Source organism: Litoribacillus peritrichatus, from assembly GCF_039537985.1.
Taxonomy (GTDB): domain Bacteria; phylum Pseudomonadota; class Gammaproteobacteria; order Pseudomonadales; family Litoribrevibacteraceae; genus Litoribacillus; species Litoribacillus peritrichatus.
Window position 1 is genome coordinate 518,590 of record NZ_BAABBN010000012.1, and the last position, 23,164, is coordinate 541,753.

Genomic DNA, 23,164 nt, shown 5'->3' on the forward strand with positions numbered 1-23,164 from the left:
TTATTCGCCTTGCGTTGGAGCTGCATTATTTGTTGGCTGATTAGGCTTACGGTCAAAAATGGTATTCAGTACTTTCACCCCGGCCATCTCAAAACTATCAATAATTTCATTGGTTTTGGTTTGCAGTAAGGCATGGCAAATCAACAAAGGAATGGCTGTCATCAAACCAAAAGCGGTCGTGTTCATCGCAACCGAAATACTTTGAGACAACAGAGTTGCTTTTTCTGCCGGATCAGCATTGGCAACGGCAGTAAAGGCTGCGATCAAACCGATAATGGTACCTAACAAGCCCAATAGCGTGGCAACGTTTGCCATTGTCGCTAAGTAAGGGGTTCGTTTTTCCAACCGAGGCAGAGACTCCATCAAGCCTTCCTCCATGGCATATTCAACATCATCACGTCGGGCACCGCCGGCCAAACGAGAAATGCCGGCAGCAATAAGGCCACCCATAGCCGCGCTTGAGTCATTACCTACTTTCATTGCCGTTTTAAAATCACGTTTGGAGATCAAAGGCATCATAGTTTCAAAAATTTTGCGGTTACTTCTTCTTGCTGCACTTAAATAAATAAACCGTTCTATCGCTATTGCCAAACCAATCGCAGCAACTAATGCAATTGGGTACATAAATGAACCACCTTCCTGAAAAAAACGAACAATAACTTCGAACGAATCCATGAATTCCTCTCTCGTATAACTTACTTATCAATTAAAAATTAAATACCCAAAATTCCACTTCAGCTTCCGTCGATTAACTGAGTTATCGATTTACTCAGTTGTCGATTAATTCAGTCAATATCAGGAATCAGAAGAAGATTGAATAGCTTGTTGGTGACTGTCCACCTGTCGTTTGAATTTAAAATAATCCAAATAATCGTCGGTCGGCGTTAAATCAGGTTTAATTTCCTGTTTTAATCCATTCAATTCCGCATCCGTCTGCCAAGGTATAATGAAAAGCACCTTAGGTTGTTCTTGATTTCCCCGAACAAAAATTCCTTCCAGCTCAATTACCTCTGATGCCAGCGACACATTCGCAATGAAGGACAGGATCAACAGCAGGAATACCCTTAATCTCATCTTTGAGCCTCTTTGGCTTGCAAGCGCCTTTCTAAATCAACCACCCACCCCTTGACTCTACGATCTTCAACGGGCGTTTTTGACAGGTAAGCCTGATATTGTTTTAGCGCAATTTGCGGGGTTTGTAGGTAAAGATCCAGTAAGATTCCGTAGTTTTTATGTACAACTGGGGACTGGTCCTCAAAACTTAAACAGGTTTCGTACACCTCTTTCGCTTTTTGGAACTCACCCTCCAGGCGAAGTGCTCGCCCGTAAGCATTGCATACACGGGTATTTGCAGGATCAATAAAATGCGCCTTTGCGAACAACTCAAAAGCCAGCTCCATCTGTGATTCAGACTGAGCTAAAACCGCCCGATTGTACAACGGCGTCACCAAATCAGGGCGTTGTGAGATTAACTGATCCAGCTGAGTTTCAGCTTTTGAAGTCTGTTTCTTCTTAATTGCATGAAGGGCAAGTGCAAACTTATTTTGGAAGTCCGCATCCACATTAACCAAACCTAAAGCCGCATAATCACTGTAATCTTTAACGATCGCAGCAGGCTGAATAACCGTAGCTGGCGATGGGTCCCCAGTAGAGAACTTTTGTGTCGCACAACCGGCCAAGACAGACAATACGCCAACCAGAATACATTTATTGAATAACTTCAGCATACCCTTCAACCTGCTCTTCTTTTGCGTAACGGGCCGGCAGTATTATTGCCAATTTACTAAAGCTGTCTTTAACCCACTGATCATAAACGCCGTCTTTAGTTCGAGCCACATTCGTTTCATAGACTTCAATGGACGTTTCCTCAAACGGATAGGCTTGTTCTTCCAGCAAGATATCGTATTGCTCCAGCTCAAGTGCATTCAGCCCTTTCGGACGCTGAGAGTCCATCAAATCCTGGCTCATCCGATAATACGCCTCAGCAATGCGATGGGTTGAAGCCGTACTGTATTCCGCGACCCCATAGTCCGCTACTGAGGTGTATTTCTTGATGACTTTTTGCATCGCTTTTTGCTTAACTTTGATCGATTTACCTAATGGCAAAGTTAATTTAGCCCGGGTAAAGCGCTTCCAATCATCTTCCGCCAATTCAAAAGAGGCGGAAGCCGCCAGGTATTGAGAACGGGCTGAACGATCAGAACCGGCGTTACGATCGTTCTTAATAATTTTCTTCAGCCAAAACTTACGCTTATTCGTTTCGCCTTTGGCTTTATACAACTCGGCCAGTTTATTCTGTGTTTCCAAATTGACCACAAATGGGTCGGGGTATCCGTGCGCATAGGTTCTGTATCGATCAATCGCTTTATCAACACGGCCATCTTTTTCATAATACTCAGCCGATTGATACAAAGCCTTGCGACGGGTGTCCTGGTTTTCCTTCTCGTCATTCGACAAGACAGTCAATTCATTTGCGGCATCAGCCCAACGACCACTTTCCTCATAGGCATAAATCAGCTTGCCTCGGATGCCGCCTGAAAGTTCATGTTTAGGGTAAGTCTTCCGAAATGCGCTCAGTTTCTTAATGGCTTCAGGCCATTGCTTTAGAATCAAGAGTTGAGCTGTGATGTCGTACTGAGTCTGAACCTTAATATCGGCTTCGGGAATCACCACTAAGACGCGAGAGTACTCATCCAGAGCCTTTTGGTTCTCATTGTTTTTGGCAAATAGCTCGCCTTGTCGATAAATACTGATCGCGACACGCTGACGCAATGACGGATAAAGCTTGTGTTTTTTGCCCATTAGGCGCAAGGCTTGAGTATAAGCATGCTCTGCTTTCGGGTAGTCCGCTAACTCAAATGAAGCATGACCAACCACCACCCAGGATGCCCGACGGTGTTTACGGGTCGAATACGGCTGCCAAGACAAAGAACTCCGGTCTTGATCAATTGAATATTCCGATTTACCCGACTCCAACAACCGGACAATAACACTCTGAGCTGTTTTTCTGGCTTCTTCGTAATCATTTAATTTCAACAGGCTTTCAGACGCATCAACCAGAACCCCAATAGACCGCGCGTCATTAGCAAATTCAGATGCGTACCTCATAGACTGAGTAATTTTTGCTCTCTGGTCGGCCTCTGACTGAGAGGCTTCGGCGATGGTTTGATATGCAACGACGGCCGAGTACCCTGCTGATGAGCGAGCCAGAATGTCATAATCCGGGTACTCATAAGCCGCACTCAAATAAACGGCCGCAGCTTTGTGCGTTTCACCCAACAGTACGTAAACATCGCCGGATCTATGGAATTTCTGAGCGACATCCGCCTCTTTAGGAAAGTCTTCAATGTAGGTTTTATACCAGACAATGGCTTTGCCAAAATACTCTTTTTGCTTTTCAGGCGCTTTCTTAGCTTTCTGACCGCGAGTATGGAAGTAGCTCGCGAGCTGACTAATATATGACTTTAATCTCAGAGTATGTGTTTCGGGAACAGAAGACTGCGCCTGATGCCATTGGCTGTGAATACCATAGCGGGTTGCATACTCTTCTTTGGCAGGAATAATTACAGATGGGAAACGGCCTAACTCATACACCTTGATCACTCGAGCATACACATCCGGGCCATCTTCCGCTAAAGGGTGGCGTTTAATGTAAGCAAGATAAGTATCAGCGGCATCCTGATAACGCTCCTTGCTTTGATAGAGCAACCCTAAACTCGAAAACACCAGCGACTCATAGTGTTTTTTACCGTGTTTATTGAAGTGAGCAACCACCGAGTCTCCACCTTCCTGGTAAGAGAAACCGTAACTCATGGCTCTGAAGGAGTCTTCAATCAACGCTTTTTGGTTCTTGGTTAAGGTGTCGTATACCGCTTTAGTCGGTGCAAGTTCGTCCAATAACACAGTGAACTGATCCAGAGCCAGCTCATACTCAGATTGCTTAAAGAGCGACCAAGCCAACATGTATCGAGCATTTTTATCAAACTTAGATTCGGAGCCCTGTTTCAGCACTTGTTTGTAGGCTCGTTCAGCAATATGGTATTTTTTTGAACTATAAAAGTATTCGGCCCTGCGATAATTCGCTTCCGCCGCCAACTTTGAATCCGGGAACAAAGCAAGTAGCTTCGCCAACAGTTTATCACTGGTCTCCAGATCACCTTTCAGCCCATAAGCCTTGGCCAACTGGTAATAAACAATGTCGTTATCCGGGTGATCAGGGTAATCTTTTAAGAATTTCTTATACGACAGAATGGTCGAATCAAACTTATTCAACGCGGCCCGCTGCTGTTCTACGGTTTCACCCTGAACCTGCATTTCCTCACTTTCAACCATCGCCAAGCCAGCTAACCTTCGCTCAATTTTAGCCCGGATGGCAGGATCAGAAATTAAGGCTAACGCTTTTTGATAGCTTTGCACCACTGAAGTGTGAGTCACAGCCTGCACATTTACAGGTGCGATGTCAGGGATAACCGCACGGTCAATCTCGTCAACGGACTCAATTTTGGGTTTCTGGCGCTCAACAACATTTGGTTGTTCGCTCTGAACCAGTACCTGTTCGGATGCACAAGCCGCTATCAAAAATAACGAAACAACGATGAGCCCACAACGGATAAAAGCAATCATTGGGCACCTCCCTGTTGAGCGACCTTATTAGTCTGTTCAAAAGCACTGGCACCCAGCTCATTGGAAATTTCATCGCGAATTCTCGCTGATGCCAAAATAGATTGTTCCAGATAATGCTGGGCAACCCGCTCACGCTTTTGAAGCTCTTGTTCTAATAATGCAATGGATTCGCTTTTCAACTGATTTCTTAGCGCCACCGAACGGTCAACCACATCCGAAACCTGATCCGTTAACGCCACAATACGTTTAGAAAAGCCCTCAAACCGTTTGGGCGCCAAGGCCTTGGCTTTGTTCATTTTATTCAAAGCCTTTGCTGAATCTTCAAGCCCGGACTCCAGCGATAGAATTTCGCGCTGATAAGTCCGGTAATTGGCTGGGAAGGCTTCTCTCATTTCCCATAAATAGATGCCCTGAAGATGATCAAACCGGGATTCATAAGGCGCTACATTCACTTTTTGAGCGTAACCTTTCATCGCCTTAAGCTTCGCCAGGTTCTCTTTTACCCGGTTCAGCAACCCTTGGTCGATAAGTTGTTGCTTAGTGCCGATCGCAAAAACATCTTTATAGTCAGACACCTCTTTCAGTTTTCGCTTATGGTGCTCGGCTTCTTTGCGATAACTGATCAACCTTGCTTCCGGCTCCATCACTGTTACCCGATCCACTGAGTTATCATAAGCCGCCTTTCTGTTCTCAACCATAAACTCAAATGTAGGCATATAACTTTGTTTGGCTTTAAGAAGTTCGGTAAGTTGCACCAGATCCCTGTAATCCGCTAACAACTGCTGAAAGCCTTCAGTTTGCCAAACCGATTCAGTCCATAAGTAGAGTTCATTCTGCGGATCAATGGTTAACACTACCGGAGACCAAAAAGAATCCGAAGAAGAAGTTAAGCGCTCAAACCACTCACCTTGCTTCAACGTTTGGGTTTGTGAACCAATTTCAGTTAATTGATCGCTGTAAAATCCTATGCTGCGTTCGAACCAAGCCAAGGCTTTGGCCTTATCACCAATAGCTTCAGTAGACGTGGCAGCCATGATATGGGCATCTATCGCCTGATAACCCGGAGCAGTTGTTAAAGTTCGCCACACTCTCGAAGCGGGCTCAAGCTGATCATTATTTTCCAGGCTCCATGCCAGCCAGCGTCTGGCTTCTACTATCCTCATCGAGTCCTTTGGCACCTTAGAGAAAGCAGTCACCGCTTTAGGCCAATCCTTCGCGGTTACGGCATCCATCCCGGCTTGTATCATCTGAAAAGCCAACAACTCTCGTTTCATTGGAACCAAGTCTTCTTTATCCAACGTAAGCAAGGGGTTATTCTGAAGAAAACGAGACGACTGAGTACCCTTGTCTTTGTTACTGACAATGCGATCAGAATTGTAAGCCAATATCGAAAGCCACTCGCCTTCTGAGGCTTTATCAAACACAGCAGACGCTCTTTTGACATCACCTAATCTAAGGTAAGAATCAATCTGATAGTAATAAGTCAGGCCCTGGGTGTTCTCGTTCAGTAACTCTGTGTCTATCTTGGCCAGCCACTTAAGTGCGTTCTTGTACTGCGTCTGCTCATGATAATATTTAGCAAGCAGTAAATAGGCCGTTGGTAAGTGTTGCGAATCACTGTTGGCTACCGACAGATACCGCTTTTCAGCTTCCGCTTCCAAACCAAAATAATGGTATAAGCTGGCTTCAATCAACTGTAGGTTTTGTTTTAAGGGTTCTTGCTGTTCGGAACCTTCGCGTAAACCATCTTTAGGGAGGTGGTTCCAGATGTTTTTTGATTCTGCCACGAGCACATCTGTAATCGCAGTCAAATAATCTTCTTGATACTGAGAATACAATACGTGCTTTAAGGACAACCGAGCAACCGACTCGTCTGATGTGACAGAATTGGGAACAGAATCTGCAGCCAAGGCATTAGAGAAGCAAAACGAGAAGCTGAAAATCGCCAACAATCCACTGACCAGCAAACGACTCTTCAACATTGGTTTAGGGTCCAAACGAAGAAGTTTTAATTGAAAAAGTGACAACACAAAACGCGCCTCGATTATTGCCACTCACGAACCTGAAATTCAGGCTGCAAATCTTCAGATTGACCCACAATGCTTATTTCAAGGAATTTGGCTTCAGTATCCTTGCTAAAAACATGCTCTTTTACCCGACGGTATTCCCGTCCTTTAGGCCCAACACCACGGTACGTAACAACCAATTGATGGCTACCTGACTTCAGATGACCAACATGCAGCCGATGAACACCACCTTTTTTCAAGCCTTCGGACTGCTTTTCGGTATAAAGGTAATTAGCAACCTCTTTGCCATCAATATCTAAAGACACTGAGTCCAGTTCAAATAAGTTGGTGGTATTCACGGACACAAACACCGACACCTGAGTGCTTGAAGGAAACAGTAACGCCTCTTCCAACAAGTAAAGGTCTCGATTGAGTTCCAGTACAACTTTCTTCAAGGATTGCACCTGCTCATGTAAAGGAACAATCGTTTCGGAGCCATTGTCATTTGCAGACCAAGCATTTGCAGACCAAGCCGCGATGGAAAATGCAGAAAGCAATGCGAACAAAGAAGTTCGGGTGAAGTTCTTAAAAACCTGTACTGAAAGAAACATAAATTATCGTCGCGTCAAACTCATAGAGTCGTTTGTTATTATTTTGATTAAAGTCGCCATTTTGGTACTGGTAAAAGTCGTTATATTGATAACGAATCCACTCAGAACCTATAGCAAAGGAGGGTTCCTTTAACCAATCTGTATCTTCTATAAGATACTCGAATCCTATTCCTAAGCTATATGAATCAAAATCACTGAGTTCTTTATCCCGACTTCGATATTGAAAGATCGAGGAGAACTGATCCTGATAAAAACTCGCTGAGGTTTGGCCATAATAGCGAACCCACCCCTCTATGATCCAGTGGGATCGTAAAGATTTTGTTACTGAAAGTCGAAAATCATCCGCTTTTACGTCCCAAGTATCAGAAAAATACCGATATTGAGCTTTAATCGCTGCCGACCAAGTCTCAATAAAGTAATCTGCACCAAACGAAAATGCATCGCTTCTTCGCGTTCTCGGCAGGTTTTCATCAAATAAAACGCCATTAACTACAGACTTACGATAAGGACTGCCCAAAAACCCTTTATCCGAAACGTGTTCGTAATTAGCACGAATTAAAAACACGGGCGTCAACACCTGAGACAACCCTAAACGATAAAACTCATGATCGGCAAAATCCTTAAAATCACTGGTATTACTTAATACATCATCACTGCCTGATGAGTAACCCAAAGACGCCGTAGTCAAACCACCAAAAAACTCTTCCTGATAATCAAAATGGATCGTATCCGACTCATAGTCACTTTCTTCACTGTTAACATACGCAACGGTAATTTTTGCGTCGTTTTCTACATAGTCCGCAGACACAGAGTATTCTGTCCGGTCTTCTTCGTAAGGGCTCGCGTACGTCTCAACATCAATCGAGGCGGAAGTAACGGCATCCACGTAATAAGACGCCGTTACAGACACCGTATCCGCCACCGATTTTCGAACGAATAACGCAGGCCCGGAAACTTCAACGCCTCCTCCGTCATAGTAGTGATACGTCGCCTCCGCTTTATCCTTGGGAAGCGTGATCGCAAAACACGACCAGGAAAACGCCAAAAACACGATACTTACAACAACATTCAGAAAACGGATTACCGATTCCATGTGTAATCTCAATAAAGAAAATTTAATTACAGCCACAACCACCGCCCTGCGTACCTGTGGCGCCTTGTGCAGCTCCACGAACCGCATAAACATGCTCTCTGAACTGTCCCGGATGAGAGTGGCGTACCCGTATCATTTCTTCTCGGCTTAACAAGCTTCGCTCGTAAGGTGCCACCCAGGGTTTGATTTCAGGAATTTTTACACAACCAAACATCACCAGAGCCATCGAGAGCAAAATCATGCATTTACTAACCTTCAGAGCCGAATCCAAATAACGCACGCCGTTACTCCTTTAGCAAAGATTCAATGATTTTCGAATACTTTGCCTCATCGCCTTCTTTATAACCCAAATGCACATACTTGATTTCACCATCCCGGCTAAGAAACACAGACCCCGGCATGGCCTGAATATCATATTCTTTTACCACTTTGTGCTCTTCATCCAGCAACACCGGAAAAGATAACTTAAACGGCTCAACATAGTTTGCAACCTTGGCATCGGCTTCATCAACACTGACAGCAAGAACAGAAAAGCCGGCTCGTTCGTATTTTTTTTGTAAATTATTCAGCACTGGCAACTCTTTACGGCAAGGGCCGCACCAGGTTGCCCAGAAATTCAACAGAATCACTTCACCATAATGCTCACTCAACCGAACATTGCCATCTGCCACCGACTTCAGCACAAAATCAGGCGCCTGCTGTTCTGCATGAGCTTGGACAAAGCAACCGCTCAACAGCAAGATAAAAAACCAATACGCTTTTTTCATAATACCTCCGGATTCAGGCTGTAAATATCGTTAAAAGAAAACACTGGTACCCAGCGCTAACGCCAAATTGTGCTTCATTTCTTTTTCACCTAATAAATCGGATTCAAACATGTAATCTCTCGCTTCAACACGCAAAGCCCACCAATCGGTGGCCAAAACACGAAGACCCAGACCAAAATTATACGTTTCCAGATCCTCATCCAGTAAGCCGGTACTGCCAATACCTGCAACCAAATACAACGAAGAGGAAAATGCCCATTTACCAATAAACACCTCACCGGGCATCAATTGCAACCCGATGGATGCGTCGTAGTAATCCACCGTTTCAGTCTCTTCGTCAAACAAAGGGACACCAAATCGGCGATAGTTATCATCATCAATTTCTGTTGTTGCCCAACTGCCTTCAATGAATAAAAAGTCTAGCGGATGATAAGCCAGGCGAGCACCACTGAATGTATTTGAGCCAAAATCCTCCATGGAAATAACTCCGGTAAAAGCAGATATTTCAAAGTTTTCAGTGTCAATGGCCGGAATATCCACATCCTCTTCACTCAAGTCAGGTCGATAAATCCAATCGCCTTCCTCGCTGGCCGTTTCACTTTCTTCGGCTTGCACAGTGGTTGAAAAAAAGACACCTACGCATAAAGTCAAACCAACTGCTCTTACTAATTCAAACACGTTCAAAAGAAAGCTCCTATCCCAACACTGATTAAATCCAAATCATCCCTACGATCGTCATCCACATGCAGCAGCAAACGACCGAACTCCCCTCTTAATACGAAGTTACGGGTAAAATAAAACCGAACCCCTAACTGCGCCATAGTAATATCGTCGGTGGTAGTTTTCGCACCAATGACAGAGTCATTCGGGTCATTTTCTAACTCGCCTGTGGCCAACCCGAAATACGGTTCCCAACGACGGCCTCTTAAAGGCTTCGCCTGAATGCCCAGGCTGTAAAAACGGGTATCAGAAAAGTCGTTAAATGACTGGCCATAAGTGCCTTCCAATTCCAAAAATTCCGTTAACTTAAAACCCAGCCGCACATTGACCTGAGTATCTTCTTCAAGAACACCCGCCATCGCAGTCAACTCAAAGCGCGCCTCGTAAAAATCATCCAGCACCGCTTCTTCAAAGTCTTTGCCATTACCATTCAGTAACTCCAGCCCGGCGAGTTGCTCTTCTTCCACCCAGCCTTCTATACCAGAATCAGTCACAACCCTGTACCAACTGGTACGACGACGGACAATTTCTAACACTTCTCCGCTTTTGACGCTGTATTGACGAGGAAATCCGTAACCAGGCCCGGTATACAAATCAACGAAGGTGTCTTTCACCAACAAAGAAACACGCTCTTCACTCCCCCCAAAAAATGGCAGCTTATTTAGAAAGCTGTCTTCAGCATTAACGGAGGTTGTTATCAAACCGAACGACAGAAAACAGATAACCCGGATCAACAATGCATAACGAACTACTCGCATTAAGGGGTTCCTTCACTGTCAGTTATTTCTTCCGGATTAGATATCCAGGCTAATATGGCCAGATAATTCACATCATTCACTGAGTCGAAGATATCCCCTCCGGCATGACTTCCTGTGATAGAGAAAGTGCCTGCCAACGGCTCCAGCAACAACTTACTTTGCGAAGGTGTGGTCAAATTAGATAATGATTGTGCGACGCGATAGTTAAAGTCCATTTCAAACGAGTCAGGCGTCGCATTCGAATACAGTTTCAAACCACCACCGGAGCCATTGCCGATGTTATGGCACCCGGAAGAGGAACAGGTTCTGCCATCAATATCGAGGTCAAAAATAGGATTAACAGTCGCTTGATAATCACTGAAAATCAATTGCTGATTCACTGCGGTTTCAGTATTTGACACTGACTCTCCGCCACAACCGATGATCGTCAAAGACAAACCAAAGAGTGGCAGCGACAGTGTCCTTCGCAGTCCTTTAAAAAACGTCATTTAATTTCCATGTTCAATTAATTTTTCTTATTTAAAGCCCGGCACTGATCCAATCTCGCACAGCCTGATACTCTGCAGACGAAGTATCCCAAATAGGCACCCATATTGTTGGTGCAATGTAGCTCGGGTGCGTCGGATCGGTTGAAACAAAGTTAGGGTCATCCGGGTCCGACGAAGCATCATCAGGGTACAAAGGGTTTGCCACTTCGCGCTGTGGATGCAACGGGTTAGGGGCAATGGCATCCGACGACGCTCGTGCCAGCAATGCTGTATTATCCGGGTCTGATATATCATGAATCATAGACGCAGTGATATTAAAGTCACCCTCAATGCTGCCAGTTAAAACAAACTTAGTGAATTCAAAGCCACCATTTAGCGGGCCTGAGACGCCACTTCCCCCAAACGGTTGGTGACATCGTGAGCACCAAGTCATTATGACCGGATGCACATCGGACTCATAAAGCTCAGAACTCAACCCACTGATTGAGCTTCGAATTTCACTGACGGCATAAAAGCCATCGTCGCCAGCGCCTGTCTCATAAGGGGTATTCAGGTATTGAATCCCCAGATCGATCCACTCCGTCACCAAACGTAGCTCAGACGGGTTCAAAAAGCCCGTATGATCTGTTGTGATTTCCGATAGATCCCCACTGGCTCTCAGTTCCTCACCAAACAACACCTCCGTTAAGAAGCTTGCCCGACTGCCGCCTCGTGAATTACTGGCACTGACCATAGGCGCTTCACGAACGACTTCCAACTCCAAACTGTCTTCGTCCATCTGTCTTATAATCGGCAGCCCGTTCTCATCCATTAACGGATCACCGATCACCAATTCATCGTAGGACTGCAATCGGCCACGACCGGTCGTTGTATTTCTTAAATCCAAACCGGCCGACGTGGCATTATTACTGTCCGGGTCGTTATGACACACCACACAATTCGCATCCCAGATCGGCTGAATGTGCTCTGGATAATTAATCACGCCATTCACCGGAGGGTTAGCGACACCAGAGTAATCAATCGATAAATCAGCATCCGCAGCTCTGACGGCCGGGTCAGTCCAAAAATCAACAAAACTTAAATCGGGCTTAATATCAAGACGGGTGGAATCCACACGAGTTGCGGTCTCAGCCATCGACTCACCGGACTCAGCTTCCGTCGCTAATAAAGTATTTATATGGTTTCCGGCAATGCCAGCACCATTCAGGGCACTGCCACGGCGAGGCGAGTGACAGCCATTACATGTCCGCGTTTCACCTGGGCGAACGTGTATCCAATTGGTGTGTACCTGTATGCTTCGCCCTTTTTCATCCAACACAGTAATGCCCAGCGGTGTATCGGCAGGCACTTCAAGTTTAAACGACCCATCCGGCTCTAAGGGTGCATAGCCAACGATTTCCTGCATTTCAAACATGGACTCACCAATGGACTCGCGATCCAGGCCAGGCGGCGAAGGAACCGCTCTGGTGATCCGAACAAAACGTCCGGGACGCTCCGAAGCGGCCGTCAATGCAGGATCTTTCATTACATTGAGGTCTGGGCTGCCGTCCAGCTGGGGAATATTCTCGCTCCCGACCAACATAGCACTGCCCATCAGGTTTTGACCATCCGTATCGTAAACGCTTTTCACGTTCAGAATCGCCTTATTTTCGGCCACCAAAACTGGGTCTGCCGTTTTATCGGAAATCACATTCGGCACAGGGCGCGGCAAAACCGGGATAGCATCCGTAATAGCCACCCCTGGTGTCGGCAGGGCTAATGGTCGCATCGTGGTCTTATTCGGGTCGTACATGTACATGCCATAAGCTGGTGTACCTTCTGTCATTGCGACTTCACCAGTCAGTACATTGGTTTCCTGCCCTTCAATAAAGGGGGTCCAGCTCACTAGAATTCTTTTGGTGCCATCCCACAGAGGGTAAGGCGTAGTAAAGCGACCGTATTGCGAAATACCCCTGCCCAGCGGGATTGAATTAGGCGAAATTTCTAACTGCCCTTGGGCACGCGTTCCCGCATAATTTGGGGCAACTTCATTATTCTCAGAGAAATTTCGCACATCAATTTCATACAAACCACCCCCTTCATTCGTACCAGAGAGCGGCATCAGATCACTGACCACAAAACCATCTTCTGTCTCGCGGGGATGCAAAAAACTGTTTCCTGGACTGAAGGCGCCATAAAATACAAAGGTATTGGTGCCATCCGGATTCATGGTAAAGACGGGAAAATGGTTTCGGCCTCCAACATGGTCCCAACGGGAATACATGATCTCTCCGGTTGAAAGCACGGTCGGGTTACGATCATGACTTTGATTGAAGGAGATTTGCTCGATGTCGGTTCCATCGGCATTCATGCGATGAAGCACAATCACTCTTTCACGTTCATATTCATCCAGATACTGGAAGCCTTCTTTGTTTTCGGCTTCCATCAACGCCAAGCTGGTTTGCTGACGATTCGATGAAAACACAATACGTCCGTCCGGTAGGTAAGCCGGGTCAACATCATCGCCTGCATTGGCTACCGCATCGTCCTGAATGATCCGGGATAAAGTACGTGATGCGATGTCGTACTCCCAAATATTCCAGGTACTGTCATTCGGGCCTCGCATTGAGAAAATAACCGTTGAGCCGTCGTAAGCCACTTCAGGGTCCGACACATCTCCGGCACCTTGGGTATACACTCGCGTCACATTCAGTTCAGAAGCACTGGCGGAAGCAATTTCCCGAAAATACAAATCCCCTCCCGCATTAGTCCGAATCCCATCAGTTGGATTGCCCAGTGAATCCGTAGACCGCTTCACATATACGACCGGAAATTGTCCCTCAACAAGCAACCCATCTTCCGAAGAAGTGCCTGAGCCGGGTTCAGAAGAACAGCCTGAAATCAGCACCATTGGGAGTGATACTGAAACAACTGCTAGACAACGAGAAAAGAGCCTCATGATATTTACCCTAGATTGAGATATGCCTTTATTATTAGCCATATTGAGCCTTGGCGAGTGACCGCCTTCACATATCTCTTGTTATTTTTTGAATCAATCAGTTACCAGATGAAATTAAACCACTGGTCGCAAAAATCTTACCGTTCGGATCAACCACAATTGCATCATAGCCGGGCAAGGACTCAATCAAAGCCATGCCTCTTTTAGCCCCCATGACAAACAAAGACGTTGAGAGAGCATCCGTTTTCCAACCTTGAGGGCCGATAACCGTCGCACTCATCAGCCCATCCGCAGACACGCCGGTATCCGGCGACAAAATGTGATGGACCCGCTCACCACCATCAATATAAAACCGCTCATAGTCCCCGGACGTAGACACAGCTACATCCTCCAGTGGAATCCGAGCAATAGGAGTATCCTCAGATCTTGGATGCCTGATCCCCAGCATCCAGGAGTACCCCTTTTTCTGCCCTAAAACATAGGAGTCACCGCCTAATGAAAAATAGGCAGAGCGAACGCCACGCGCTTTTAATAGTCTCAAGAGCGCATCTATTGCCTCACCTTTAGCGATCCCTCCAAGGTCAATTTTGACTCTTGAATCCGCCAACTGAACCTGCATTTTTTCGACATCCAACTGAACATTAGTATAGTTAATGGCATCTAAGTGGGCCTGCAACTGGTCTGTATTTGGCCGTTGATGTTTCCGGAAATCGTATAAATAGCCCACCGATGCGAAGGTAATATCAAACGCACCACCAGTCAGTTCAGAAATTTGTCGCGCCCGAGCCAATAAATCAAAGGTCGAGCCATCAACCGACACAAAAGAAGTACCACTTTGATTAATATTCCAAACATCACTTCGCTCAATCCAGGGACTCCAGCGAGCTTCAAGGACATTCAGCTTGGCGAGGCAAGCATCAAAAATTTCGCGACCATTTTGCCCTGACGGAACAGCCAGCTCCATCCTAAATAAGGTCCCCATGGACTTGCTTTGGAAGGTTTTATATTCGGAGCCGTCCTCAGCTGTATGAGTAAACGCCACAGCCTCAATCGCAGCAAAGAAAAACACGCTACCGATCAAAGTAACAACAATAGAATTGATGACACATTTAACAAGAAAAGTAACAAGAAAAGCGAGACGAGACTCACCGGAAGAAAGGGGTAACGAATTCAATTTAGATTTCCATATCTTTGGACCAAGGGTCCATCACTGAACTGGTTTAACAGACATTAAAAAGCCACCTGTTACTGCCTTCACAATCGCAGGTGGCTTTCTAATAGTAGCATTAATCGAGCCAATGAATCTCAATTCAGGTCACATATTTCGAAAGTGAACCAAATTATTTATTCAAATCCTTCATTGCCCGCTCCATGCCTTCAATCGTCATTGGGTACATACGATCAGAAATAAGTTCACTCATGATCTGAATTGAGCCGCCCCATCCCCATTGACTTTCCGGCAGAGGGTTAAGCCAGGCCACTTTATCGTAGTGATCCACAATTCGCTGCATCCAGGCTGCACCGGGTTCATCATTCCAGTGTTCCACACTGCCGCCGGAATGAGTAATTTCATAAGGCGCCATAGATGCATCGCCAATAAAGATGACTTTGTAGTCCGAAGCATACTTATGAATGATGTCATAAGTATCCATTCGCTCAGCACCGCGACGTAAGTTATTCTTCCACACAGATTCGTATAAACAGTTATGGAAATAAAAATATTCCATGTGCTTAAACTCTGTCTTGGCTGCAGAGAATAACTCCTCACAAACCCGAACGTGCGGGTCCATCGAACCACCCACATCAAAGAACAACAACACTTTCACTTTGTTCTTTCGTTCTGGCACCAGTTTTAAATCGAGATAACCGGCATTTTTCGCGGTGGACTCAATGGTATCATCCAAATCCAGAATTTCTTCTGCACCATCCCGGGCAAACTTTCTCAAACGACGAAGCGCCACCTGAATGTTACGAATACCCAAAGCAATGGAATCATCCAGATCACGAAACGTTCTCTGCTCCCAAACTTTGGCGGCTTTCTTATGACGAGATTTCTCTTGGCCAATCCGAATGCCTTCCGGGTTATAACCGTTTGCACCAAAAGGTGACGTTCCGCCAGTTCCGATCCAACGGTTACCGCCTTGGTGACGCTCTTTCTGCTCTTCCAAACGCTTCTTCAGAGTTTCCATCAGCTCTTCAAACCCACCCAGGGATTCAATTTGAGCCTTTTCTTCCTCAGTCAGCATTTTTTCGAGTTCTTTGCGCAGCCAGTCATCCGGAATACTCGCATCAAACAGATCATCCAGCATTTCAATGCCTTCAAAATAAGAGCCAAACGCCTTATCGAAGCGATCAAAATATTTTTCGTCTTTTACCATGACAGTACGGCTGAGCAAATAAAACTCATCCAGATCCGCAAAAGCTAGCTTGTGCTCCAGAGCTTCCAGCAAATCCAGAAACTCACGGATAGTGACAGGCACTTTCGCTCTGCGAACCTCATAAAAGAAGTCGACCAACATAATCAGGCCTCTGCTTTAGTTTCGGTTATTCGTAGCTCTTCGGCTCATAAAAGCCAACCGGTCTAACAAATGGACATCCTGTTCGTTCTTTAGCAGTGCACCATACAAAGGAGGGATGGCTTTGGCACTGTCTTTTTCCAGCAACGCTTCAGAAGATAAATTATCCGCCATTAATAACTTCAACCAATCAATCAGTTCAGACGTGGAAGGCTTCTTTTTCAAACCAGGCACTTTACGAACATCAAAGAACAAGTCCAACGCATCGCGAACCAAATTCTGCTGAATTTCGGGATAATGCACTTTAACGATTTCTTCCATGGTGTCTTTATTCGGGAACTGAATGTAGTGGAAGAAACAACGACGCAAGAACGCATCCGGCAGTTCTTTTTCATTATTTGAAGTAATAATGATAATCGGGCGCGTTTTCGCTTTAATGGTTTCCTGTGTTTCATACACATGGAATTCCATTTTATCGATCTCTAATAACAAATCGTTCGGGAACTCAATGTCTGCCTTATCGATTTCATCAATCAGCAAAACTACTTGCTCTTCAGACTCAAAGGCTTCCCAAAGTTTACCTTTCTTAATGTAGTTTTTGATATCGTGCACACGATCTACACCCAACTGCGAATCGCGCAAACGCGAAACCGCATCGTACTCATACAAACCTTGGTGTGCCTTGGTCGTAGACTTAATGTGCCATTGAATCAATCTGGTATTCAAAGACGCTGCCAACTCTTCAGCCAGCATGGTTTTACCTGTGCCAGGCTCACCTTTAATCAACAAAGGACGCTGTAGCGTAATCGCTGCATTCACTGCGGTTCTCAGTTCATCCGTAGCTACGTAATCATTGGTGCCTTCAAATTTCATCGTACAACCTCTAAAGCGGATCAAATATAGTTGATATATTAACTAGTTCATTCATCAACCACAATCTTACCTTGATAAACGGCCGAATTTATCCACCACTTCACCTACCAACGATGAAAAAAACCAAAAAAAGAGGAACTTCAACCCACTTTCCTTTTCTCAGTAAGCGTCAACCTGTACAGTCTGTACTGAACAGCTGAAACCACATAAAAGCTGTCGTATTCGAAAGACACAGACTCGAAACTCACAAACAGATTTAGGAAGGAACGATCATGGCTAAGGTTTTTGAAGACAATTCTCTCTCCATCGGACACACCCCCCTCGTTAAAATCAATCGAATCGGAAATGGCAACATCCTTGCTAAAGTTGAGAGCAGAAACCCGGCAGGCAGTGTAAAATGTCGTATTGGGGCTGCGATGATCTGGGCTGCAGAAAAAAGCGGAAAGCTAAAATCAGGCATGGAATTAGTAGAGCCAACCAGCGGCAACACAGGCATTGCACTGGCGTTTGTCGCCGCATCACGTGGTTATAAGCTTACCCTGACCATGCCCAACACCATGAGCATTGAGCGCCGTAAAGTCATGAAAGCACTGGGCGCTAACATTGTATTAACCGAAGGAGCAAAAGGCATGAAAGGAGCTATTGCGAAAGCGGAAGAACTGATCGCAGAAGCACCAGAAAGCCGCTTAATGCTGCAGCAATTTGAAAACCCGGCTAACCCGAGCATTCATGAACAAACCACCGGCCCTGAAATTTGGGAAGACACCGATGGTAACGTGGATATTTTTGTTGCTGGCGTGGGGACTGGCGGAACCATTTCCGGTGTAAGCAATTACATCAAGAACACTCAAGGGAAAGCCCTTCTTTCCGTCGCGGTAGAACCGGTTGCCTCTCCTATCATCAGCCAGACATTAGCAAAAGAAGAACTCAAACCTGCGCCTCATAAAATTCAGGGCATTGGCGCTGGTTTTGTACCTGCTAATCTGAACCTTGATTTGGTGGATGCCGTTGAACAGGTAGACAACGAAGAATCCATTGCGATGGCTCAACGGCTGATGAAAGAAGAAGGCATTTTGGCTGGCATTTCCAGTGGAGCAGCAATGGTTGCCGCTGAAAGACTTTCTTTGAAAGCGGAAAACAAAGACAAGACGATTGTCGTTATTTTGCCTGACTCAGGTGAACGCTATCTTTCTTCCGTACTTTTCGACGGCATGTTTACTGAAAACGAAACGGTTCAGTAAGCAACTTCGAAACACCATGGAAAGAGCCTGAGCTATCTTCAGGCTCTTTCCATTTGCCCTATCATTCCAACAAGCGTAAGCTGCATCATTAAATCAGGCCTCGCCCTCAACACGGCAAACCAGCTCACCTTGCCGAAAAACCACCAACTCCCCTGCTTTCATCTGATGCCATTCTTCATCATGGGTCAATGGTTCTGTCGCAACGACCGTCACCACATCATTAGGCGTCGTCTCTGTACCAAAATCCACCTGCAATTCCACATCTTTCAGTTTCGCCTCACCAAACGGCGCTCTGCGAGTAATCCAAGACAGTTTGGTGGTGCAGTATGCGTATAAGTACACTGAGTCAGACATCAGCATATTAAACACGCCCAGTGACCGCAAATGATCCAGCTTTGGCTTCATCTGAAAAGCAAAGTCACACTTTTCGGTTTCATCCGGGTTAATTTGTGAAATCTGACTCAGTAACCAACAAAAAGCATGTTCGCTATCCGTTTCTCCCACCGGTGAGTACATCTCACAGGGCAAACTTTCAAACTGTTTTAATTGACCATTGTGCGCATAACACCAGTGCTTACCCCATAACTCACGAGAAAAAGGGTGGGTATTTTCAAGTTTAATACCGCCCGAGTTTGCCTGCCTGATATGGCTGATTACAGTGTTACTTTTCATTGGGTAGTCTTTTATCAAACGAGCCAATACGGAATCACAACACGGCTCCGGGTCTATAAACGAACGAAAGCCTTTGCCCTCGTAAAACCCTATGCCCCAACCATCTTTATGAGGGCCAGTACGCCCGCCTCGCTCCAACAATCCCGAAAAACTAAAACAGATATCAGTCGGAACATTGGCACTCATGCCTAATAACTCACACATTCTCAACCTCGATAAATGCTGAAAAAATAAAGAATAAGAATCTAAACATACCACTTATTTCAATTTAAAGAAGTAAATTAAAACCAGCTTCAGTGCATCTTCCTATATGATCAATTTATCGAAAAGACACGCACTAAAAAGGCCTCCGAAGAGACCTTATCTGATGCCATCCGCTGCTTGGGCAGAAGTTAATCTTTGTCTTCTTTATTCATCCTCATAGCTTCGGCATCAATTTCCGCCATTATTTTATCCACATCAACTGAGTCATCACCGTCTGACGTCAATTCATCAGCTGAAATGTCCTCCAACGCAGTCAAACTGTCTTCTAATGCGGGCTCATCATCCCCAAGGGTTTCCTCAAAAGCCTTTTCCAGTTCATCTAGGTTCAGGTCATCCGATGAGTCACCGTCCAGATCATCATCAGAAGTTGCTGAATCCAACAAGCTTTCAAGATCATCACCGGAACCGGAAACGATGTCGTCCAGATCATCACTTCCACCAAACGCGTCATCTTCCAGATCTTTTGTTAAGGCATCCAACTCAGCATCCAGATCATCAATATCAAACTCTTCTGTGGTCTGAGGGCCATCGTCTGCTTCGGCCAACAGATCATCCAAAGCCTGATCAATGCTGCTACCAAAGTCATCATCCTCATCCATCAGGTCTTCAGTGTCATTTTCAGACTCAACATCTTCAAAGTCATCGAGTTCAAGATCATCGCTTTCCAAAGTAGTCTCTGTGGTACTCGTTTCCTCCAACACCGGCGGCTCAACAGGTGTCTCACTGTCTTCCTCCAGCAGCTCGTCCAGCGACGAGTTTTCATCTTCGGTTAACGCGTCCATGTCATCAGTCAGATCCTCATCGGAAGAGTCAGGAAGTATTTCATCAAACTCAACTTCAATTTCCGGCTCCTGACTTAAGCCTGCATCCTCTTCATCATCAACAAGTTGATCTTCAGCCACAGACTCATCTAACGTAGGAATATCAACTTCCGGTGGAATTTCGGCGTCCTCAGCGTCTTCAAGTAAAGCATCCAACTCATTGTTTAAATCTTCCTCTTCAGAGGCTGTCAGCTCCGGATCATCGAACGCGCCTGCTTCGGAAGCAGAATCTTCATCCATGTCATCCATCATGTCGTCAGCATCGAGATCCATTTCGTTGCCAGAAAGCTCATCCAAAGCTGACACCAATTCATCCTGCTCCAACTCTGGCACTGAGTCTTCAGACACACCTTCATTAAGAGCATCTTCGGGCACCTCACCCATCCGCTCAAGCTCATCTTTGACAGCATCCACCTGCTCGCTCAGCTCAGGGCTTTCATCAACGTCCATATTAAGCTCATCACTGCCAAGCTCGCTGAGTTCTCCCATGTCATCGCCGTCATCAGCAGAATCTTGTTCCTTATTAAACTCCTCCTGCATCTTCTTATGGCTACGCAACTTGTAAAACAAGAAGCCTAAGATTGCAGCCACTAACCCCAACACCCCCAACATAATCCAGGTGAACAGGTTATCTTCTTCAGGCTCAGCTTCAGGTTCTTGCTCAGGCACTTGATCCGGCTGCGTTGCATCGTCGGTCGGCGCCGACATTTCCTGCTCTTTAATCGTTGGCTTAATGAATTCGTCTTCTTTTACTTCAGGTTCAGGCGCGATATAACCTTCAGGGAAATGAGGTAAAACCACCTCAAACGGCTTTGGTTTCAAGCGAAACTCTTTCCCCGTATCCAACACCAACTTCATATCCAGACTAACCAGGTATGTTCCCTGCCCTTTGGTCGGGACAACCTGAACAACCCATTTTTGACCATCCTGACTCAACACTAATTCCGCTGACGCAATCAAGTTAGAATCATCGGGCGCTCTCACCTTCGCAATCACCGAGGTTTTTTCCAGATCCAACCCCGACAAAAGCGGCGTAGCAGACACTATCCCAACCGATTCATCGCCCACACCGTCATAAGACACGTCATATGCGAAGGGTTCAAGCACCTCAATGCGGTGCGTTCGTTCACGCTGGAAGGTTTTTCCATCCACCACCACACTGATTTCAAAGTTACCCGGACGACGTAAGTTCCGAATCTTTTCATAATAGGAATGCGGGTACTCACCTTCCGTTTGCAGTTCAATTTCTTTTTGGATGCTCTTACCGGCTTCATTCGTCAGACGTAACTGACCATCCAGTAGCGACAAAAAATCCATTTCTTTGACTTGACCATCCGCCGAATCAAACCAGGCATGAACATTAATCTCTTCACCGGAAAAGATCGTAGGGGGCAATTCAGCCAACTGCAGGGACAAGTCACTAACCACAGTCACCCGGTTATCCGGGTCTGCTTCAGCTTGCAGCATCCATTCGCCTTCGTAAGGGCGTTTAATGGTGATCAGGTCATAATTTGCGTCGGCATGCCAAGTCACATCCGGATCGTCTGAGTCGGCATTAATGATGGACTCATCAGGAGAAACCAATTGCGTAGCCTGACTGCCTTCTTTCCGGAAAATAAGGGCTGTAAACTCTTCAATACTGGAGTCGATCAGGAACTTATTATCGGTCAGAGGCACCTGCTCGGCCGGTACAGACTGATCAAACAAGCGAACAAAAGCTTTTAGTAACTCATCCGAACTTTCGGCAACCGTACTCTTACCTCCGGTACTTAGCGAAAGCTGCTGAAGAAAATCCTGATCCGCTTTATCGGAAAGCGCGATGGTATGAAGCTTTACTCCAGCTTCTGCAAATTTTGGAACCAATTCTTTAATGATTCGTTCTTGTTCTTTCTTATTCACTTCCGGGTCTTTATCCACATCAACCATGCCATCGGTTAACAAGATAAAAAACGGTTCGTATTCAGGTTTCAGTCGGTCTAAGTCGTATCCGGCCGTGTCCAGTGCTGTACCTATGTTTGTAAATAATCCCACAGACGAAATATCGTTGGATTTAGACTTAGCTTCTTCCTTCCACTTATCATCAATCACCCGATGCTTTACCAGCATATTCACGTACTGGCCAAACGTCCAAACGCCGGATTTGCTGTCTTCCGGTAACAAATCCACCAGCAATCGCATGGCTGGTGCTCGTAAGTTGTTAGGGTCGGTCTTTTTCATACTGCCGGACATGTCAATAATGGTTCGAATGTCCGGTATCTTTTTCTTACCCGAGCTTGGTTGAGTTGCTTCTGACGTGCCGGCAGGCTGAGCAGCTACCTCAACACCAGAGACCTCTTCCTCAGCAAAAACGAATCCTCCACCAAAAGCCAACATTGCCAAAGCAATCAGCTGCATCATCAAGCGCATGAAATCTCCCTTAAAACCTGTCATCTAATGATCAATTTCTCTATATTAATAACTATCTATATACCAAACACGCATAACACAATGTCATATTTAGCTTTATCGGCAAAAAAAAACCTTTCCGTAGTATTTCGGAAAGGTTTTTTCAACAATTACAGTCTGCGCGAGAAGCTGAACGCCCCCGCCTTACTTCGGAAAGATGAGAGAGAAAATCAAATAAATCAACTTGGTTATGAAAAAAGACAACTCTGTTTGCCATAACATCCCTGCTTAAAGTGATTCCATTTTATTACGCTGCATTATGATCCCGATAACTCATTGAACCTAACACAACCGTTTAAAAGCATTTTAACTTTCCAGCTTTTTATAA

The 23,164-nt window shown here is 45.6% G+C and carries 19 protein-coding genes; 1 reads left to right on the forward strand and 18 read right to left on the reverse strand.

Annotated features, from left to right (window positions below; translation table 11 throughout):
• From ABD744_RS18915 to ABD744_RS18990, 16 genes are all read right to left on the reverse strand, one after another.
• Complete coding sequence (locus tag ABD744_RS18915; RefSeq protein WP_344800136.1) at positions 1 to 675, reverse strand: MotA/TolQ/ExbB proton channel family protein; 675 nt, start codon at positions 673 to 675, stop codon at positions 1 to 3.
• Positions 676 to 795: 120 nt separating this feature from the next.
• The gene (locus ABD744_RS18920; RefSeq protein WP_344800137.1) at positions 796 to 1,074 is read right to left on the reverse strand and encodes a hypothetical protein; all 279 of its coding nucleotides are present in this window, start codon (positions 1,072 to 1,074) and stop codon (positions 796 to 798) included.
• On the reverse strand, positions 1,071 to 1,727 hold the full coding sequence (locus tag ABD744_RS18925; protein WP_344800138.1) for a tetratricopeptide repeat protein: 657 nt from the start codon (positions 1,725 to 1,727) through the stop codon (positions 1,071 to 1,073). The genes ABD744_RS18920 and ABD744_RS18925 overlap by 4 nt, the downstream gene beginning before the upstream one ends.
• Positions 1,708 to 4,623 (reverse strand): tetratricopeptide repeat protein, encoded by a 2,916-nt coding sequence (locus tag ABD744_RS18930; protein ID WP_344800139.1) that lies wholly within the window; start codon positions 4,621 to 4,623, stop codon positions 1,708 to 1,710. Before ABD744_RS18930 ends, ABD744_RS18925 begins: the two co-directional genes overlap by 20 nt.
• Entirely contained in the window at positions 4,620 to 6,653 is a 2,034-nt protein-coding gene (locus tag ABD744_RS18935; RefSeq protein WP_344800140.1) for a tetratricopeptide repeat protein, read from the reverse strand. Before ABD744_RS18935 ends, ABD744_RS18930 begins: the two co-directional genes overlap by 4 nt.
• Positions 6,654 to 6,667: 14 nt before the next feature.
• A complete protein-coding gene (locus ABD744_RS18940) occupies positions 6,668 to 7,240 on the reverse strand; it encodes an AraC family transcriptional regulator (RefSeq protein ID WP_344800141.1) in 573 nt (190 codons plus the stop codon).
• A complete protein-coding gene (locus ABD744_RS18945) occupies positions 7,215 to 8,333 on the reverse strand; it encodes a DUF3570 domain-containing protein (protein WP_344800142.1) in 1,119 nt (372 codons plus the stop codon). Before ABD744_RS18945 ends, ABD744_RS18940 begins: the two co-directional genes overlap by 26 nt.
• Positions 8,334 to 8,355: 22 nt before the next feature.
• On the reverse strand, positions 8,356 to 8,613 hold the full coding sequence (locus ABD744_RS18950; RefSeq protein WP_344800143.1) for a DUF4266 domain-containing protein: 258 nt from the start codon (positions 8,611 to 8,613) through the stop codon (positions 8,356 to 8,358).
• Between the two features lie 4 nt (positions 8,614 to 8,617).
• The gene (locus tag ABD744_RS18955) at positions 8,618 to 9,100 is read right to left on the reverse strand and encodes a TlpA family protein disulfide reductase (RefSeq protein WP_344800144.1); all 483 of its coding nucleotides are present in this window, start codon (positions 9,098 to 9,100) and stop codon (positions 8,618 to 8,620) included.
• Between the two features lie 30 nt (positions 9,101 to 9,130).
• Positions 9,131 to 9,778, reverse strand: coding sequence for an outer membrane beta-barrel domain-containing protein (locus ABD744_RS18960; RefSeq protein ID WP_344800234.1), 648 nt, complete (start codon positions 9,776 to 9,778; stop codon positions 9,131 to 9,133).
• Positions 9,779 to 9,780: 2 nt separating this feature from the next.
• On the reverse strand, positions 9,781 to 10,578 hold the full coding sequence (locus ABD744_RS18965; protein ID WP_344800145.1) for an SH3 domain-containing protein: 798 nt from the start codon (positions 10,576 to 10,578) through the stop codon (positions 9,781 to 9,783).
• On the reverse strand, positions 10,578 to 11,066 hold the full coding sequence (locus ABD744_RS18970) for a hypothetical protein (protein WP_344800146.1): 489 nt from the start codon (positions 11,064 to 11,066) through the stop codon (positions 10,578 to 10,580). The genes ABD744_RS18965 and ABD744_RS18970 overlap by 1 nt, the downstream gene beginning before the upstream one ends.
• Positions 11,067 to 11,097: 31 nt before the next feature.
• On the reverse strand, positions 11,098 to 14,004 hold the full coding sequence (locus ABD744_RS18975; RefSeq protein ID WP_344800147.1) for an HzsA-related protein: 2,907 nt from the start codon (positions 14,002 to 14,004) through the stop codon (positions 11,098 to 11,100).
• Positions 14,005 to 14,101: 97 nt separating this feature from the next.
• Positions 14,102 to 15,178, reverse strand: a complete 1,077-nt coding sequence (locus tag ABD744_RS18980; protein ID WP_344800148.1) for an FAD:protein FMN transferase — start codon at positions 15,176 to 15,178, stop codon at positions 14,102 to 14,104.
• A gap of 166 nt (positions 15,179 to 15,344) precedes the next feature.
• Positions 15,345 to 16,523, reverse strand: coding sequence for a vWA domain-containing protein (locus ABD744_RS18985; RefSeq protein ID WP_344800149.1), 1,179 nt, complete (start codon positions 16,521 to 16,523; stop codon positions 15,345 to 15,347).
• A 15-nt stretch (positions 16,524 to 16,538) separates the two neighbouring features.
• The gene (locus ABD744_RS18990; RefSeq protein ID WP_344800150.1) at positions 16,539 to 17,393 is read right to left on the reverse strand and encodes an AAA family ATPase; all 855 of its coding nucleotides are present in this window, start codon (positions 17,391 to 17,393) and stop codon (positions 16,539 to 16,541) included.
• A 272-nt stretch (positions 17,394 to 17,665) separates the two neighbouring features.
• Between ABD744_RS18990 and cysK the strand changes: the two genes are divergently transcribed.
• A complete protein-coding gene (gene cysK, locus ABD744_RS18995) occupies positions 17,666 to 18,634 on the forward strand; it encodes a cysteine synthase A (RefSeq protein ID WP_344800151.1) in 969 nt (322 codons plus the stop codon).
• Between the two features lie 93 nt (positions 18,635 to 18,727).
• Here cysK and ABD744_RS19000 read toward each other — a convergent pair whose 3' ends face one another.
• Both ABD744_RS19000 and ABD744_RS19005 read right to left on the reverse strand, forming a co-directional pair.
• Positions 18,728 to 19,510, reverse strand: coding sequence for a class II glutamine amidotransferase (locus ABD744_RS19000; protein WP_344800152.1), 783 nt, complete (start codon positions 19,508 to 19,510; stop codon positions 18,728 to 18,730).
• A 188-nt stretch (positions 19,511 to 19,698) separates the two neighbouring features.
• On the reverse strand, positions 19,699 to 22,797 hold the full coding sequence (locus ABD744_RS19005) for a VWA domain-containing protein (RefSeq protein ID WP_344800153.1): 3,099 nt from the start codon (positions 22,795 to 22,797) through the stop codon (positions 19,699 to 19,701).
• Positions 22,798 to 23,164 lie beyond the last annotated feature (367 nt).

Bases quoted from the DNA above. Each gene is read 5' to 3' on its own strand.
- ABD744_RS18990 (WP_344800150.1), bottom strand. From the start codon at position 17,393: ATGAAATTTGAAGGCACCAATGATTACGTAGCTACGGATGAACTGAGA.
- ABD744_RS18975 (WP_344800147.1), bottom strand. From the start codon at position 14,004: ATGAGGCTCTTTTCTCGTTGTCTAGCAGTTGTTTCAGTATCACTCCCA.
- cysK (WP_344800151.1), top strand. From the start codon at position 17,666: ATGGCTAAGGTTTTTGAAGACAATTCTCTCTCCATCGGACACACCCCC.
- ABD744_RS18920 (WP_344800137.1), bottom strand. From the start codon at position 1,074: ATGAGATTAAGGGTATTCCTGCTGTTGATCCTGTCCTTCATTGCGAAT.
- ABD744_RS18965 (WP_344800145.1), bottom strand. From the start codon at position 10,578: ATGCGAGTAGTTCGTTATGCATTGTTGATCCGGGTTATCTGTTTTCTG.
- ABD744_RS19005 (WP_344800153.1), bottom strand. From the start codon at position 22,797: ATGCGCTTGATGATGCAGCTGATTGCTTTGGCAATGTTGGCTTTTGGT.
- ABD744_RS18970 (WP_344800146.1), bottom strand. From the start codon at position 11,066: ATGACGTTTTTTAAAGGACTGCGAAGGACACTGTCGCTGCCACTCTTT.
- ABD744_RS19000 (WP_344800152.1), bottom strand. From the start codon at position 19,510: ATGTGTGAGTTATTAGGCATGAGTGCCAATGTTCCGACTGATATCTGT.
- ABD744_RS18925 (WP_344800138.1), bottom strand. From the start codon at position 1,727: ATGCTGAAGTTATTCAATAAATGTATTCTGGTTGGCGTATTGTCTGTC.
- ABD744_RS18915 (WP_344800136.1), bottom strand. From the start codon at position 675: ATGGATTCGTTCGAAGTTATTGTTCGTTTTTTTCAGGAAGGTGGTTCA.
- ABD744_RS18930 (WP_344800139.1), bottom strand. From the start codon at position 4,623: ATGATTGCTTTTATCCGTTGTGGGCTCATCGTTGTTTCGTTATTTTTG.
- ABD744_RS18955 (WP_344800144.1), bottom strand. From the start codon at position 9,100: ATGAAAAAAGCGTATTGGTTTTTTATCTTGCTGTTGAGCGGTTGCTTT.
- ABD744_RS18945 (WP_344800142.1), bottom strand. From the start codon at position 8,333: ATGGAATCGGTAATCCGTTTTCTGAATGTTGTTGTAAGTATCGTGTTT.
- ABD744_RS18985 (WP_344800149.1), bottom strand. From the start codon at position 16,523: ATGTTGGTCGACTTCTTTTATGAGGTTCGCAGAGCGAAAGTGCCTGTC.
- ABD744_RS18940 (WP_344800141.1), bottom strand. From the start codon at position 7,240: ATGTTTCTTTCAGTACAGGTTTTTAAGAACTTCACCCGAACTTCTTTG.